Genomic DNA, 15,221 nt, shown 5'->3' with positions numbered 1-15,221 from the left:
CCTTTGGGCATACGCAACTGGCACGCGCGCGGATTGTTCGGCCGGCTTAGTTGCGGATGAAATACATCTTGGCCTGCGTCCACACCGGGCGGGGCGAGGTGGCCACGTCGCGCCAGGCGGCAATCTGCCACTCGTTGTTGCGGCGGCGCAGCAGCAGGCGCAGGTTGCCTTCCAGCACCCGGTAGCGGAAGGCCGTGTCCTGCTGCGCCAGCGTGAGCTGGTACTGGGCCGACACCTCGGCCGAGTCGGCCGAAAACAGCTGGTCGCGCCGGGCCGAGAGCAAAAGCTGGTTGGGGCTGGTGGCCGGGGTGCGGCGGCGCAGGCTGTTGAAGTAGTCCAGCTCCTCGCGCACGCCCCAGTTGGCAAACAGCGCCGCGTTGGCCGAGCCGGCCGCCGCCGGGTCGGGGTAGAAGCGGAACTGGGGCGCAAAGCACCGCTCGTAGTTGCCCGGGTTCAGCCGCTGCACCGCCGTCACGAAGTTCGTGATAAGCAAATCGGGGCTGGTGGGCTGGGCCCATTCGCTGGGGGCGCCGGCTGGGGCGGGCTCGCGCAGGTCGAAGCAGCCGGGCAGCAGCGCCAGGCCAAGGAGCAGAGCCAAAACCCGCGGGTGCGTCATAGCAGAATTGCCTTATCTTTCCGAAGATAGTGGGCCGGCGCCAATGCCGGCCGGGTTCCGCATGCGGCTTTCCTTTTTTTCGATGTTCTGGTGGCGCCGCCTCGGCTGCCTGCTGCTGCTGGCGGGCGGCACCAGCGGGCTGGCCGCGGGGCAGTACCTGGCGCGGCCGCGGCTGCCGGCGCGGGCGCTGCGCTGCACCCTGGAGGCCGTAGCCCCCGAGTACCTGGCCTACGAGCCCATCATCCTGCGGGTGCGCATCCTGAACCGCGCCGACTCGGCCCTGACGCTGGTCAGCGCCCTGCACGGCTCCGAGTCGGGCAAGCGCAGTCCCCGGGCCGCCTTTTACGTGTCGGTGGTGTCGCTGCTGGGGCCCCGGCCCGAGCCGCCGGCCTACAGCGGCCACCTGCACGGCATCGGCCCCGACGACTTCGTGACGCTGGCGCCGGGCCAGAGCTTCAACCCCCTGGAGCGCATGACGCGGTTTCCGTTTGCCCTGCCTTCGGTGTACCCCGTGCTGCCGCCCGGCACCTACGACATTACCTTCCGCTACTCTACCCTGGAGCAGGACGCGGCTGAGTGGGGCGAGCTGTACCCGCCCACGAAAACGCCGAATTCGCTGGCCGCCACGGGAGCTGCGGGGGCGGGGCTGCCCGAGCCCCTGCTGCCGCTGCTGCGCCGCGTGCCGCGGGTGGCGCTCAGCAGCAATACCGTGCGCGTGGTGGTGCGCCCGCAGCCCAACGGCAACCTGGCCCGGCCCTAGCCCGAATAGAAAGCTACCTTTGGCGCCTCCCTGGCGTTTCTGTTCCTCCTGGCTGCGCAGCATGTCGCAACGGTTACTGGTTTTCTTGGCGGGTCTGCTGCTGGTTTCGGCCGTGGCCTCGTGGGTGTATTACCGCCGCAGCGTGGCCCGCACGCCCGTCGACCTGTGGGCGCTGGTGCCCGACGACGCCGTGCTGGTGGCCGCCACCCACGACCACCCCACGCTGGTGCGCCACCTCAAGGAAACCCAGCTCTGGGACAACCTGGCCACCGTGCGCTACTTCCAGCAGGTGGAAGAGCACGTAGCCCTGCTCGACAGCCTGGGCGGGCGGCGCAACTCGGTATTGAGCTTTCTGGGCACCAAGCTGGTGCTGACCTCGGTGCACGTAACGGGCCCCGACCAGTTCGATTTGCTGTTTCTGGTGCCGGTGGGCAGCGTGCGTCAGCACCGGCAGGTGCGCATCCTCACCGAAGCCCTGTCCCAGAATGCCCGCTTTCGGGTGAGCACCCGCGAGTACGCCGGGCAGCAGCTTACCCACATCGAGGAGCGCGCCACGGGCACCGGCATTACCTACTTCAACTTCCGCAATACCCTGGTGCTGAGCGCCAGCGAGGCGCTGGTGGAAGCCGTGGCGCGGCGGCAGGAGCGGCCCGGGCAGCCCTCCATTGCGGCCGACTTCCGCGACACCGACTACCGCAAGATCAAGGACGTCGACGCCACCCTGCTGATCAACTACCGCCAGCTGCCGCCGTTTCTGGGCGTGTTTTTCCGGCCCGAGCTGCAGCCCGCTTTCCGGCAGCTGAGCAGCCTGAGCCGCAACGGGCTGCTGGAAATGAAGCTCACCGGCAACCGCGTGCAGTTCAACGGCTTCTCCAACCCCGAAACCGCCGCCGGCTCCTGGCACCAGCCCCTGCGCCGCCAGCCCCCGGGCCGCCTGCGCATGGCCGAGGTGCTGAGCACCCGCACCGCCGCGCTGGTGCATCTGGGCGCCACGCCCGCCGCCCTGCGCGCCACCCTGCCCGCCGATACCACCGCCGCCGCCGCCCTGGTCGACAGCCTGGCCGCTTCGCTGGGCAGCGAGGCGGCGCTGTGCTACCTGGCTTCGCCCTCGGTGCGGGTGCCGGGCGGGCGTCTGGCGCTGGTGCACTGCCCCGACCCGGCGCGCACCAACCGGCTGCTGGGGCTGCTGCGCCGTCGCACGGGCACCTCGCCCTCGTTCGAGCGGGTGGGGCCCTACCAACTGCACCAAACCGGCGTGCCGGCCCTGGCCGGCCGGCTGCTGGGCCCGCTGTTTGCCCCCGACGCCGGCAGCCGCGGCCCCGGCGCCACGGCCGTAGTGGGGCAGTACCTGGCTCTGGCCGACGAGCCGGCCGCCCTGCGCACCTGGCTGACCGACGTAGCCGGCGGGCAAACGTGGAGCCGCTCGCCCGCGCAGGTGTCGTTTCTGCAGGAAACCCTGCCGCTGGCCCGCGTGAGCGTGATGCTCGACACGCGCAACAGCTGGAACCTGCTGGTGCGGGCCCTCACCGAAACCCGGCGCGCCGGCCTGCTGCGCAACGAAACCCTGTTCAAGCGCTTTCCGCAGGTGGCCTGGCAGCTGATGCCCCACGATATGGCCCAGGAGCAGTCCGACGGGCAGTACTACACCCAGCTGGTGCTGCGCCACCCACCCGTGGGGCCGGCCGTGGCCCGGCCGCAGGCGCAGGCCGGGGTGGGCAGCAGCCTGAGCTTCCGCGCCGGCCTGGGCACCACGGGGCCGGTGCTGGCCGCGCCCGGCGAAGCCCGCTCGCCGCTGCTGGTGCAGGACCGCGCTGGTGTGCTGCACAGCGTCACGGCCGACAACACCGTGGCCTGGTCCGACTCGCTGGGCGGGCCGCTGATTGCCCCGCCCGCCCCCCTCGCGGTGGGCGGGAAGGCGCACCTGGCCCTGGCCACCGCCAGCCGGGTGTTTTTGCTGACGGATAAAGGCCAGCCGGCACCCAACTTCCCGCTGAATTTGCCCGATACCCTGCAGGCGACCTACCTGGCTACGGCGCCCGGCGCGGGCGCGCAGCCGGCCCGGCTGCTGGTGGCCGACCGCTACGCCAACCTCTACCTCTACGACACCAACGGCAGCGCTCCGCCGGCCTGGCAGCCCAAGAAGCTGGATTTTGCCCTGGCCGCCGCGCCCCTGCTGCTCAACGTGGCCGGCCGCGACGTGGTGGTGACGCTGCTGGGCAACGGCTACGTGTACGCCTTCGACGGGCTGGGCAACCCCATGCCGGGCTTTCCCATCAGCGTGGGGGCGCGGCTGGCTTCCGGGGCCTTCGTGGAAAGCGGGGCCACGCTGCGGCGCACCCGCCTGACGGTCGTCAACCAACACGGCGAGCTGGTGACCTTCACCCTCAGCGGCGACGTGGCCCCGCGCCGGCGGGTGGCCACCTGGAGCCGCACCAGCACCTTTCAGCTGGTGCCCGACCAGCAGCAGCGCCGTTACGTGGTGGTGCGCGACGACGGGCAGGGCCGCCTCACGGTGTTCGAGCCCGGCGGGCGGCAGCTGGTGGAGCGGCGCTTTCTTACCTCGGCCCCCAAGCCCGTGCAGCTGTTCGACTTCGGCGCGGGCCGGCAGGTGCTGGTGCTCACCGAGCCCGGCCCCGGCAAGGCCTACCTCTACGACGCCCGCGGCCGGCTGGTGGGCGGGGAGCCGTTCGACAGCAACGCCCCCACCGTGGAGCTGACCTACGAGGCCGCCACCGGCACCTACCAGTTCTACCGCGTAGTGGGTAACGAGCTGAAGCGCCTGGCCTTGAAACTGGACTGAGCGGCTATGCGGTGGAACGTGGGCCTGGTGGTGGGCAAGTTTGCGCCCCTGCACCGCGGGCATCAATACCTGATTGAGCAGGCCGCGGCCCGGGTGCGCGAGCTGCACGTGTGGGTGTACTCCAACCCCGAGCCCTACGGCATGCCCGCCGCAGTGCGCGCCGGCTGGCTGCGGCAGCTCTACGCGGGCCCCGACGGGCCGCCGCGCATCGGCCGCACCCGGCTGCACGTGCGCGCTCTGGGGCCCGACGGCAGCACCCCGCCGCCCAACGCGGCCGATGACTACACCCACCGGGAGTTCGTGCGCCGCGAGCTGGCGGCGCGGGAGCTGCGCGTAGACGTCGTGTTCAGCAGCGAGGCCTACGGGCCGGGCTTTGCGCAGCACCTGGGCGCCGCCCACGTGAGCATCGACGCGGCGCGGTTGGCGTTTCCGGTGTCGGGCAGCAGGATCCGCGCCGGCGTGTACGAGCAAATGGCCTGGCTGCATCCGCTGGTGGCCGCGCACTTTCGGTCGGCCCGCTACGTGCAGCGCGTGGTGCTGCTGGGGGCCGAGAGCAGCGGCAAATCGACGCTGACGGCGGCGCTGGGGCGGGAGTTCGGCACCAGCTGGGTGGCCGAGTACGGCCGCACGCGCTACGAGGAAAAAGGCGGCGCGCTGGCCTTCGACGATATGCTGCACATTGCCCGGCGCCACCGCGAGCTGGAAGACGAAGCCCTGGCCCGGGCGCGGCACTTTCTGTTCGTCGACACCAACGCCCTGACCACCGTGTTGTACGCGTACGCCTACTTCGGCCGCTGCGCGCCCGAGCTGCGGGCGCTGGCCCTAGACTGCCGCGAGCGGTACGCCCACACCTTCGTGTGCGCCCCCGACTTTGCGTTTGAGCAGGACGGCACCCGTGCCCCGGCGGCCGTGCAGCCCTGGCACCACGGGGCCGTGCTCGTGCAGCTGGACTTGCTGGGCATTCCCTACACCCTGCTCACGGGGCCGCTGGCCGAGCGGCTGGCGCAGGTGCGGGCCGCGCTGCCCAACCCGGCCGCCGGGCTGCAGCTCAGCTGGTGAGCCAGCCTTTCTTGTAGAAGTAAAACACCATTCCCAGGGCCATGACGGCCATCAGGCCCAGCACCGCGGGGTAGCCCAGGGGGCTGTAGAGCTCGGGCATGTTCAGCACGTTTACGCCGCCGCCGGGCCGCTCGCGGGCGAAGTTCATGCCGTAGAGGCCGGCCACGAAGCTCAGGGGAATGAACACGGCGCTGATCATGGTCAGCACTTTCATCACCTCGTTCATGCGGTTGCTCTGGTCCGACATGTACAGGTCGATGAGGCTCGACACCGACTCGCGGTAGCTTTCCGAGAGTTCCATGGCCTGGATGGCGTGGTCGTAGCAGTCGCGGAAAAACACCTTCACTTCCTGGGGTACCACGGCGTCTTCTAGGCGCAGCAGCTCGGCAATCTTCTCGCGCTCGGGATACACCAGCCGCCGAAAGCGTACGATGTCTTTCTTGGCCTGCAGGATGCGCGCCAGCAGGCGCTTGTTGGGCCGTCCGCGGATGATGAGGTTTTCCAGGCTCTCGATGTAGTCGCCCATGGCCGCCATGGTGGGGTAGTAGTGGTCGAGCACCACGTCGGTGAGGGCGTAAGCCAAGTACAGCGGCGGCCGCTGCTTGATCTGGCTGAAGCCCGAGCGGATGCGGTGGCGCACCGAGTCGAGGCAGTCCTCGTAATCGTCCTGAAACGAGAGGACGTAGTTGGGGCCGGTAAACAGGGAGAGTTGGTCGTCCTCGATGTCGAAGTCGGCGGTGAACTCGGCCATGCGCGACACCAGAAACAGGCGGTTGTCGCCGAACACCTCCACCTTGGCCCGCTGGTAGTCGCCCAGCACGTCCTCCATCTGCAGGGGGTGCAGCTCGAAGTCCGTCATGATGCGGCGCATCAGCTCCACGTCGCCGTAGCCGCGCACGTCGATCCAGTGGCGGCGCTCGGGCTGGCCGCGGAAGCGCCCGAGCAGCTCGTCGTAGCTGCTGAACTCCTGCTCGTCGTAGCCGCCGGCATCGTAGCTGAACAGAAACAGGCGCGGCGGTAACGCGTCGGGGTGGGGGGTGAGCGTACCGGGGCGGGCGCCCACGTCCTGGTGGCGGGCCTGACGGGTGGCTTCGTGGTCGGCCACGCTGGTGGGCGGGCAGTCGGGGTCGGCAGGGGGCGGGGGCTCGGCAAAGGCCGACTGGCCCTCGGAGCTGGCCGGACCGGCGGAAACGGGGGAAGGAGCAAGCATAGCGCGAAGTAGCGGCGGTAAGAAGCCTGGCCGGTGCAAGGTGACCGGGCGGTTTGGAACGCGTAATGCTACGCAGGCGGCGCCAAAAAGGCCAGCCAGCGCCGCGCCTCCAGCCGGTCCAGGGGGCAGGGCGGTTGGCTTTCGAGCCGCGCCAGCGGGATATTTTTACCTTACCTTCGCCCGCCCCGCGCCCTCACTGCCCCCGTGTTTTTACCCGCCTCTTCACCCGCTTTCCAAGGTTCCGGCTCCCGCATCCGGCCGCTGTCGGCCGCCGCGGGCCGCTACGCGCTGCGCGTGCGGGCGGGCTTTGCCGGGGGCGACGCCGAGCTGCTGGCCGGGGAGCTGTTTCTTTACCAGCAGCCCGCCCAGCTGCAGCTGCCCCGCCCGCCCGCCCAGGAGCTGCTGCTCTTGCTCGACGACACTGCCGCGGGGCAGGTGGTGGGCTGGTGGCCGCTGCGCCTCGCCCCCGACGGCCAGGCGCTGAGCCTTGACCAGGCCCCCTTCGGCGGCCCGCAGCTGCTGAGCGACAAGCTGCCCCTGGCCGTGGTGCGGGAGTGGATTGCGCTGGGCGAGCAGGAGCTGGCGGCCTGCGGGGCGCGGCAGCTTACCCTGCGCCTGCCGGCCCTGGCCTACGCGCCCCGGGCCGGTGCCCAGGTGGCCGAGGCGCTGCGCCTGGGCGGCTACCGGGTGGCCCTGGCCGAAATCGACAGCTACCTGCCCCTCGACCAGCCCTACGAAGCCCAGCTGCACACCTCGGAGCGGCGGCGCCTGCACAAGTGCCGCCGCCACGGCCTGCACGTGGAGCAGGAGCCCCGGCTGCTGCTGCCGGCCGCCTACGCCTTTCTGCGCCGCTGCCGCGAGGAAAAAGGGCAGAGCCTGTCGCTGAGCGAGGCGCAGCTCACGGCTTTGTTTACGGCCTTCCCCCGGCACTACTTCCTGTTTTCGGTGCGCGACCCGGCCGGGGAGTGGGCCGCCCTCACGGTGGCGGTGCTGGTGGGCAATGGGGTGCTCTACAACTTCTACCCCGCCTCGCCGCTGCACCTGAATGCCTTCAGCCCGGTGGTGCTGCTCAACGCCGGCCTGCACGCTTTCGGCCAGGCCAGCGGCCTGCGCCTGCTCGATTTAGGCACCAGCACCCTGCCCGGGGGGCTGAACGAGTCGCTGCTGCGCTTCAAGCGCCACCTGGGCGGGCGCCCCAGCCTCAAGCTCACCTTCACCCGCACGCTGTAGGCCGGTTGTCGGGCCGGAGCGCCGCCGCGTGGCGGCCGCAGTCGGGGGGCCAGCGCCCGGGGCCGCCCGAGCCCGCAACGTGTTTTCCGCGCTTCAAGCAGCAGTTGCGGCCGTCGCCACGAATTCACTGAGCCGATGGTGGGTTTGCCTCAGGTGCTGAAACCAATTCCAGCGTTTTAGCAAAATTGGTTTCAGCCCGTGGCCGGCTACCCGATGAAACCAATTTCGGCTCCCGGGAAAAATTAGTTTCAAGCCGTGAAACGAATTCCGGAGCTTGCGAAGAATTGGTTTCAACCGCTGGGCAGCTCCGGGCAGTTTAACGGGAGCCGACTGAATGGCTTGTTGTTTCCCGTCATCCTGAGCATGTCGCGGATCAAGCGAGGACGAAGGACCTTACCAAGTAAGAACGATGTCGTTGCTTGCTCTGTCAAGTCAATATTTAACCCGTCGTCCTGAGCGGAACGCGAAAGACCTCCCCGCGTGAACGACGCCGTAACAACGACTCGGCCTGACGGGGCAAGGTCCTTGACTTCGTCGACCTTCGGTTCGCCTTTGGCTCAGGATGACAGTTCCAAAACCGTTTCCCCAACAACCGAAAGCCAGAAACCAACAACCATGTCGCTGCCCGCCGCCGAAGATGACGCCCCTGCCGCCGCGCCGCCTGCTCCGGCAGGGCTGGGGCGCTTCGTGCGCGGCTCCCTGGGCTCGGGCGCGTCGGTGCTGGCGCGGGCCGGCGGGGCGCTGGCCCTCAACAAGCTGCTGGCCGTGTACGGCGGCCCCGGCGGCCTCACGCTGCTGGCGCACTTCCAGAACCTGATGGCTTTGCTCACCACCCTGCCCAACGACGGCGTGCACGTGGGCATTGTGAAGTACCTGGCGCCGCAGCGGCCGGGCTCGGCGGACTGGCGGCGCTGGCTGGCGGCGGGTGCGCTGCTCAACGCGGCGGTGCTGGTGCTCAGCTTTGCCCTGCTGCCGCTGCTGCGCGGGCCGCTGCTGGCCGTGTTCGACCCCTCGCCAAGCTGGGTGGCGGGGCTGCTGGCGGGCATCAGCCTGCTCACCGGCCACGCCTACCTGGGAGCGGTGCTGCTGGCCGCCCAGCGTCTGCGCGCCTACGTGGGGCTGACGGTGGCCCTGAGCCTGGCCGGGCCGCTGGCCGTGGCAGCGGCGCTGGCGGCGGGCCGGCCGCTGCCGCAGGTGCTGCTGGCCTACCTGCTGGGCCAGGGGCTGATGCTGCTGCCCACGGCCCTGCTCTGCGCCCACTACGGCCTGCTGCGCGGGCCCCGCCGGCTGCCCGGGCGCCCGGCCCTGCTGGCACTGGGCCGCTTTCTGCTAATGGCTTTGAGTGTGCTGCTGTGCAGCAAGGCCGTCGACTTCGTGGTGCGCGACCTGCTCATCAGCCGCTTCAGCCTGGCCGAAACCGGGCTGTGGCAGGCCGCCGCCAAGCTGTCCGACAACTACACCATGGTTTTCTCGGCCGTGATGGGCGCGGCCTACTACCCGCGACTGGCCGCGCTGGCGGGCAACCCCCGCGAACAGCGGGCCTACGTGCGGGCGGTGTTCGGCCTGCTGGCCGGGGTGCTGGCCGCGGGCCTGGGCGCGCTGTGGCTGCTGCGCGACTGGCTGCTGCCGCTGCTGTTCGACGAGCGGTTTGCCGGGGCGCGCGGCCTGCTGGGCCCCCAACTGCTGGGCGACTGGGCCAAGCTGCTGGCCTGGACGCTGCTGTACTCGCTGATGGCCGAGGCCCGGGTAGGGCGCTACGTGCTGGTGCAGGCCTTGTCGGCGGCGGTGTACGCCGGGCTGCTGGCGCTGCTGCTGCCGCGGCTGGGGCTGGCCGGGGCGCCCTGGGCCCACGCGGCGCGCTTCGGCCTGCTGCTGCTGGGCTGCGCGCTGTACTTTCGCCCCCTGCGGCGTTCTTCCTGAGCTTGCCGCCGCTTCCCCGTATGGCTCCCGACTCCGCCCCGCTGGTTTCCATCATCGCGCTCTGCCACAACCACGCGCGCTTTCTGGCCGAAGCCCTCGACTCCCTCGTGGCCCAGACCTACCCGCACCTGGAAGTGTGGCTGGTGGATGACGCCAGCACCGACGGCAGCGCCGAGCTGCTGCGCCGCTACGCTGCCCAGCAGCCGGGCTGGCAGCTGCTGCGGCTGCCCGAGAACGTGGGCAACTGCCGGGCCTTCAACGAGGGCTTCCGCCGCAGCCGGGGCGCGTTCGTTATCGACTTTGCCACCGACGACGTGCTGCTGCCCGAACGGGTAGCGCGGCAGGTGGCCTTCATGCAGGCCCGGGGCCCGCGCTGCGGCATGGCCTACCACGACTGCGAGCTGACCGACGAGCAGGGCCGGGTGGTGCGCCGCTACTACCAACGCGACGCGGCCGGGCGCGTGGTCAGGCCCCGGCTGCCGGCCGCGCCCCAAGTGTTTGCCGACGTGCTCAGCCGCTACTTCATCAGCACGCCCACCATGATGATGCGCCGCGAAACCCTGGTCCAGCTCGGCGGCTACGACGAAACCCTGGCCTACGAGGACTTCGACTTCTGGGTGCGGGCCAGCCGCGACTGGGAGTTTCATTTCCAGGACGAGCTGCTCACCCGCAAGCGCCTGCACCCGCGCTCCATGTCCAGCAAGTCGTATCGGCCCGGCGACCCGTACGTGGCTTCCACCATCCGCGTCTGCGCCAAAGCCCTGGCGTTGTGCCGCAGCCCCGAAGAGCGGGCGGCCCTGGCCGTGCGCCTGCGCTGGGAGCTGCGTCAGGCCGTGCGCTTCGGCCACCGCGCCGAGGCCCATCAGCTCTTCGCCCTGCTGCGCCAAACCATTCCGCTCACCTTCACCGACCGCGCCCTGGGCTGGGCCGCCGGCCTGCTGAAGTTAGTTTCCTAGGCTTAAAGCGTGGCTGGTATATTGTTGATTTATGAATTTAGGTAATAGTTTGTTTCTTGTTGGTGATAAGCGTTTTATGCGCCTATTGTGCTAATGAATTTGTCGAGGCCGAATCGGCCCCGTGGAGCTGTACGCGGTACAACTCTACGGGGCCGTCCCGGGCCAGCAGCTCCCGCCGGGGGTACCAGCGCAGCACGCTGTCGGCGGAGTAGCGCAGCAGCTTGCGGGTCAGCTCGGGGTTGCTCAGGGTGGCGCGGTTCAGGAGCAGGTAGGCCGGTTGATTAGGGGCCAGCTGCACCGAGTCGCGGGCCCAGTAGCGGCGGATGCGCAGGTCCGCGGGCACCCGGAAGTCGAAGTAGAAATCGACGTTGCCCGCCAGAAAGTCGTCGACCAGCAGCAGGACCGGGGCGGGCGGCAGCTGGCGGCGCAGCACCCGGTCCTGGGCAAAGTGCCCCGACGCGCTGGGCTTGCCCATGAAGTAGGCGGGCCGCAGCAGCAGCACCAACCCCAGCGCCAGCAGCCCCAGCCCGGCGTAGCCGGTCGAGCCCGGCCGGGGCCAGCGGCCGGGCTCGGCCGACCGCCGGGCCAGCCCGGCCAGCGCCAAGAAGGTCCCGGCCCAGCCCAGGTACAGCACGGCCACGCTGCTGCGGTCGAAGGCCGCCAGCGCTACCAGGATGGCGGCGTAGAGCCCGGCGCGGCGCCCGCTCAGCAGCACGTCGCGCAAACCGAAGGCGGCGGCCAGGCCCAGCGGCGGGAGCAGGGGCGTCATCATGCGCGGCTGCAGGGTGATGGGGTTGTACTGGCTCAGCGAGGTGCTGCCCAGCCAGAATGCCGCGAGAGTGCTCAGCCCCAGGCCCAGCCAGAAGTAGCGGTCCGCGGCCGCATCGGCCGCCGTGGGCCGGCCGCTGCCCAGCGCCAGCAGCAGCAGCAGCCCCAGCCCCGAGCCGATGAAGACCAGCAGCGGGCCGTAGGTGACGCGGGCCAGCAGGGCGGCGCGGTTGCCAAGGAGGAAGTTGCCTTCTTTCAGGAAGTTGTTGGTTTGCTCGATCAGGTGAATGCGGTAGAGCGCGTCGTCGGTCATTACCTGGTAAAACAGCAGGTAGGCCGCGAGCAGGGCAGTGCCGGTGAGGGCGGCGCTCAGCCAAAAGCGCCCGTGCCGGCGGCGGTAGCCGTCGAGCAGCAGCAGGCCCAGGTAGAAGGGTACGTAGTACACCACCGTTTCCTTGCAGAGCAGGGCCGCAAAGTTGAGCAGGGCAAAGCCGGCGCCCCAGCGCCCCGGCTGGGCGGCGCGCCGCCCAGCGTTCAGGGCCAGGGCCGCGGCCAGGCAGGCCAGCATGTTGATGTTGTCGGGGTAGAGGTAGGTGCTTAGGTTAAGCGTGAAGTAGTGCAAGCCCAGCAGCAGCACGGCGCCCGCCGCCACCAGCGGCTCGCGCCGTCGGTAGCTCAGCCACAGCAGCAGCGAGCAGCCCAGCGTGGCCAGCAGCGGCCAGAGCGTGGTGCTGATGATGTTGACGCCCAGCAGGGCGTAGCACAAAGCCACCGGCCCGAAAATCAGCCACCGCTCGTGCAGGGGGTCGTGCAACCGGCCCTCGGGGTCGGGGCCCAGCTCGAAGGTGCCATGCAGCAGCTGGTGGGCGTAGCGGGCGTAGTAATAGTCGTCGAGGGCGTAGAGGCCTTCGTGGGTGAGGGCGAAGAAGGCCAGCGTAACCACTACCACGGCCAGCAGGGCCGCATCGGCCCAGCGCCGCAGGCCGGGAGCAGAAGGGGAATTCACGGCTGCGAAGTTGGAAAAGAAATCGGTGCGCCAACCTCGGAGCAAGCGGCCGAGGCGGAGTTGCGGTTGCGGGCGCCGTTGTACCTTGCCGGCCATGAAGCACGCCCGCCTCGGCTCCTGGTTGCGCATTGTGGGGCTGCCCCTGGCGCTGGTGCTGCTCACGGCCGCCGCGCTGGGCTGCTACTACGAAACCAACGACGACGTTGCCATTACCCTGCTGCTGCGCGGGCGCAGCGCCGCGGCCCCGGTCGGCGACCTGCACCTGTACTTCCACGGCTGGGCCGCGCTGCTGGCGGGGCTCTATGCCCGCTGGCCCGCCGCGCCCTGGTACGGGCTGCTGCTCTACGGGCTGCTGACCCTGGCGCTGATGCTGCTGTTTGCCGTGCTCGACCGGCTGCTGCGCCCGCACCTGGGTGGGGTGGGGCGGGCGGGGGTGCTCGGCTGGTTTTACCTGGCCGCCGGCCTCGAGCACGTGCTCTGGTTCAACTACATGCGGGTGCCGCTGCTGCTCGCCGGGGCGGCCCTGCTCTTTGCGGCGCAGCGCCTGAACGAGCGGCGCCGCTGGCCTTTGGCCCTGGCGCTGCTGAGTTTGCTGGCGGCCTGGGCAATCCGGCCCAGCGCGGCCCTGCTCGGGGCGCTGGTGGCCGCGCCGGCCGCCTACTGGCTGGCGGGGCGCCGCGCCAGCCGCCTGCTGCTGCTGGCTGCCCTGCTGTTCGGCGCCGGCACGGCCCTGCTTACCGCTGCCCGCTCGCCCGAAGCCGCCCGCTACCGCCGGCTCGACGTGCTCAAGTCCAACTTCAGCGACTACCAGCTCAGCCGCCCCCGTCCGCGCACCGCCGCCGACAGTCTGGGCGTGCGGGCCGTGCAAGAGTGGGTACTGGGCGACTCGGTGCTGGTTGACGAAGCGCTGTTTGCCCGGGCCCTGCCCGTGGAGGCGGCGGCATTCTGGCAGCACACTGCTCCGGCCAAGCTGCGCGCGGGTTTGCCCCAGTTCGGGCGCGACTATTTCCTGGTGCTGCTGCTCAACCTGGCTTTGCTGGCCTGGGGCCTGGGGCAGCCCGGGCCTGGGGCCTGGGCCTGGCGGCTGTACTTGCTGGCCGTGCCCGCGGGCCTGCTGGCGCTGCTGGTTTTGCTCAAGCTCCCGCCCCGGCTGGCCCTGCCCATCCTCACGATTTTCACCGTGGCCAACGCCGCCGGCGTGCTAGGCCGGGCCGGCCGCCCCGTGCCCGGGCGCTACCTGCTGCTGACGTTGCTGCTGGCCAGCGGCTTGTACGCCTACAAAACGGCGCACCGCGTAGGGGTGCTGCGGGCCGAGCAGGCCCGCAACGCCGGGGTAATGCACGCCCTGGTGCGGCAGGCAGCCGGGCGTACGGTGGTGGCCGCCGGGCTCGAAACCCACTTCAAGTCCCTGTCGCCCTTCGTGCAGTACGACGGCAACGGGCCGGGGCGCTGGCTGCTGCTCACCGGCTGGCCCACGCTCGACCCCTCGCAGCCCCGCCTGCGCCAGCACCTGGCCGGCACCCGCGACCAGGCCCGCGCCCTGGGCCGCCTGCTGCCCCGCGCCGACGTGTACGCCTGGTGGCCGGCGCCGGGGCCGCTCACCCGTTTTTTGCGGCGCTATGGCGCCGCCCGGCGCTGGCCGGCGCCGGCGGGCCCGCGGGACAAGAATTTGTAACGTGGGGCTAGGCTTTTCTGCCCCCGAATCCGTATGCATTTGCAGAAGTTGGATTCCGGCTGGATATTCCACCGCCCGAATGCCTACTTTTGGCTTTTCCCCGCCTCTTTTTCTTCACTTTTTTTCTCCCATCGCCGCATGATTGCCACCATGACTTCCCGGGCGGAAGTACTTCAGCATCTCGAGTCCTTTTTGCGTGAGAACATGGGTTCGTTTCTCAAAAAGGTCGAGGACAGCTGGCAACCGTCCGACTTTCTGCCGGATTCGCGTCTGGATACCTTCTTCGACGAGGTAAAGCTGTTGCGCGAACGGGCCAAGGAACTCAGCTACGATTTGCTGGCCGTACTCGTCGGCGACACCATCACCGAAGAAGCCCTGCCCAACTACGAAGCCTGGTTTCATCAGCTCGACGACCTGAACCGCGACCCCAACAACGGCTGGGCCCAGTGGATCCGGGGCTGGACGGCCGAGGAGAACCGCCACGGCGACCTGCTCAACCGCTACCTCTACCTCTCGGGCCGCGTGAACATGCGCGAGTTCGAAACCAGCACCCAGTACCTGATTGCCGACGGCTTCGACCTGGGCACCGCCCACGACCCGTACCGGGCTTTCGTGTACACCTCCTACCAGGAAGCGGCTACCAACCTCTCGCACCGCCGCGTGGGCACCCTGGCCCGCAAGGCCGGCGACGCCTCCCTGTCCAAGCTCTGCGGCATGATTGCCGGCGACGAAGCCCGGCACGCCCGCGTGTACCAGACCTTCGTGGAGAAAATCTTCGAAGTGGACCCCTCGGAAATGATGCTGGCCTTCGAGGACATGATGCGCAAGAAGATTGTGATGCCGGCCCACTACATGCGCGAGCTGGGCGTGGAAATCGGCAAAACCTTTGGCCACTTCACCGACGCGGCCCAGCGCCTGGGCGTGTACACCAGCCAGGACTACACCGACATCCTGGAAGGGCTCATTACCACCTGGAAGGTCGACCAGGTTACCGGACTCAATGCCCAGGCCGAAAAGGCCCGCGACTACGTCATGGCCCTGCCCGCCCGCCTGCGCCGCGTGGCCGACCGCATGCCGGTGCCCAAGCTGGAGTACAAGTTCAAGTGGATTGAGTAAAATCTCTGTCTGTAAAGCAGAAGCGGCCGTAGCTACCCAGCTGCGGCCGCTTCTGCTTTTAAGGAAATGCAACCAAATTGGCTTTGCGCTGGTACGGTCAGGACC

11 protein-coding genes are annotated in these 15,221 nt (G+C 69.5%); 8 read left to right on the top strand and 3 right to left on the bottom strand.

Annotation, left to right across the window (positions count from 1 at the left end; all coding sequences use genetic code 11):
- Positions 1-46: 46 nt before the first annotated feature.
- Positions 47-598: a hypothetical protein gene (locus ACE191_RS05500; protein ID WP_400191184.1), complete on the bottom strand. Its 552-nt coding sequence runs from the start codon at positions 596-598 to the stop codon at positions 47-49.
- A 79-nt stretch (positions 599-677) separates the two neighbouring features.
- Between ACE191_RS05500 and ACE191_RS05495 the strand changes: the two genes are divergently transcribed.
- The 3 genes from ACE191_RS05495 (at position 678) to ACE191_RS05485 (ending at position 5,235) form a co-directional block, all read left to right on the top strand.
- Positions 678-1,376, top strand: a complete 699-nt coding sequence (locus ACE191_RS05495) for a hypothetical protein (protein ID WP_400191183.1) — start codon at positions 678-680, stop codon at positions 1,374-1,376.
- Between the two features lie 61 nt (positions 1,377-1,437).
- A complete protein-coding gene (locus ACE191_RS05490) occupies positions 1,438-4,176 on the top strand; it encodes a hypothetical protein (RefSeq protein ID WP_400191182.1) in 2,739 nt (912 codons plus the stop codon).
- A 6-nt stretch (positions 4,177-4,182) separates the two neighbouring features.
- Complete coding sequence (locus tag ACE191_RS05485) at positions 4,183-5,235, top strand: AAA family ATPase (RefSeq protein ID WP_400191181.1); 1,053 nt, start codon at positions 4,183-4,185, stop codon at positions 5,233-5,235.
- On the opposite strand, the gene corA is transcribed toward ACE191_RS05485, so the two are convergent.
- Positions 5,225-6,445: a magnesium/cobalt transporter CorA gene (gene corA / locus ACE191_RS05480; RefSeq protein ID WP_400191180.1), complete on the bottom strand. Its 1,221-nt coding sequence runs from the start codon at positions 6,443-6,445 to the stop codon at positions 5,225-5,227. The genes ACE191_RS05485 and corA overlap by 11 nt on opposite strands.
- A 204-nt stretch (positions 6,446-6,649) precedes the next feature.
- Here corA and ACE191_RS05475 point away from each other — a divergent pair, with 204 nt between their 5' ends.
- The 3 genes from ACE191_RS05475 to ACE191_RS05465 all read left to right on the top strand — a co-directional run bounded on the left by ACE191_RS05475 (position 6,650) and on the right by ACE191_RS05465 (position 10,551).
- The gene (locus tag ACE191_RS05475; RefSeq protein WP_400191179.1) at positions 6,650-7,675 is read left to right on the top strand and encodes a hypothetical protein; all 1,026 of its coding nucleotides are present in this window, start codon (positions 6,650-6,652) and stop codon (positions 7,673-7,675) included.
- Between the two features lie 615 nt (positions 7,676-8,290).
- Positions 8,291-9,595 (top strand): hypothetical protein, encoded by a 1,305-nt coding sequence (locus ACE191_RS05470; RefSeq protein WP_400191178.1) that lies wholly within the window; start codon positions 8,291-8,293, stop codon positions 9,593-9,595.
- A 20-nt stretch (positions 9,596-9,615) separates the two neighbouring features.
- Entirely contained in the window at positions 9,616-10,551 is a 936-nt protein-coding gene (locus ACE191_RS05465) for a glycosyltransferase family 2 protein (protein ID WP_400191177.1), read from the top strand.
- Positions 10,552-10,633: 82 nt separating this feature from the next.
- Here the strand turns inward: ACE191_RS05465 and ACE191_RS05460 are convergent, their stop codons facing one another.
- Entirely contained in the window at positions 10,634-12,325 is a 1,692-nt protein-coding gene (locus ACE191_RS05460) for a glycosyltransferase family 39 protein (protein WP_400191176.1), read from the bottom strand.
- A gap of 94 nt (positions 12,326-12,419) precedes the next feature.
- Here ACE191_RS05460 and ACE191_RS05455 point away from each other — a divergent pair, with 94 nt between their 5' ends.
- Both ACE191_RS05455 and ACE191_RS05450 read left to right on the top strand, forming a co-directional pair.
- On the top strand, positions 12,420-14,000 hold the full coding sequence (locus tag ACE191_RS05455; protein WP_400191175.1) for a hypothetical protein: 1,581 nt from the start codon (positions 12,420-12,422) through the stop codon (positions 13,998-14,000).
- A gap of 138 nt (positions 14,001-14,138) precedes the next feature.
- Entirely contained in the window at positions 14,139-15,116 is a 978-nt protein-coding gene (locus ACE191_RS05450; protein ID WP_400191174.1) for an acyl-ACP desaturase, read from the top strand.
- Positions 15,117-15,221: the final 105 nt, after the last annotated feature.

Origin of the sequence: Hymenobacter sp. B81 (genome assembly GCF_044628455.1) — a bacterium.
Taxonomy (GTDB): Bacteria; Bacteroidota; Bacteroidia; order Cytophagales; family Hymenobacteraceae; genus Solirubrum.
The sequence above is the reverse complement of the archived record's forward strand: the minus strand, read 5'-3'. Positions and strand labels throughout refer to the sequence as shown.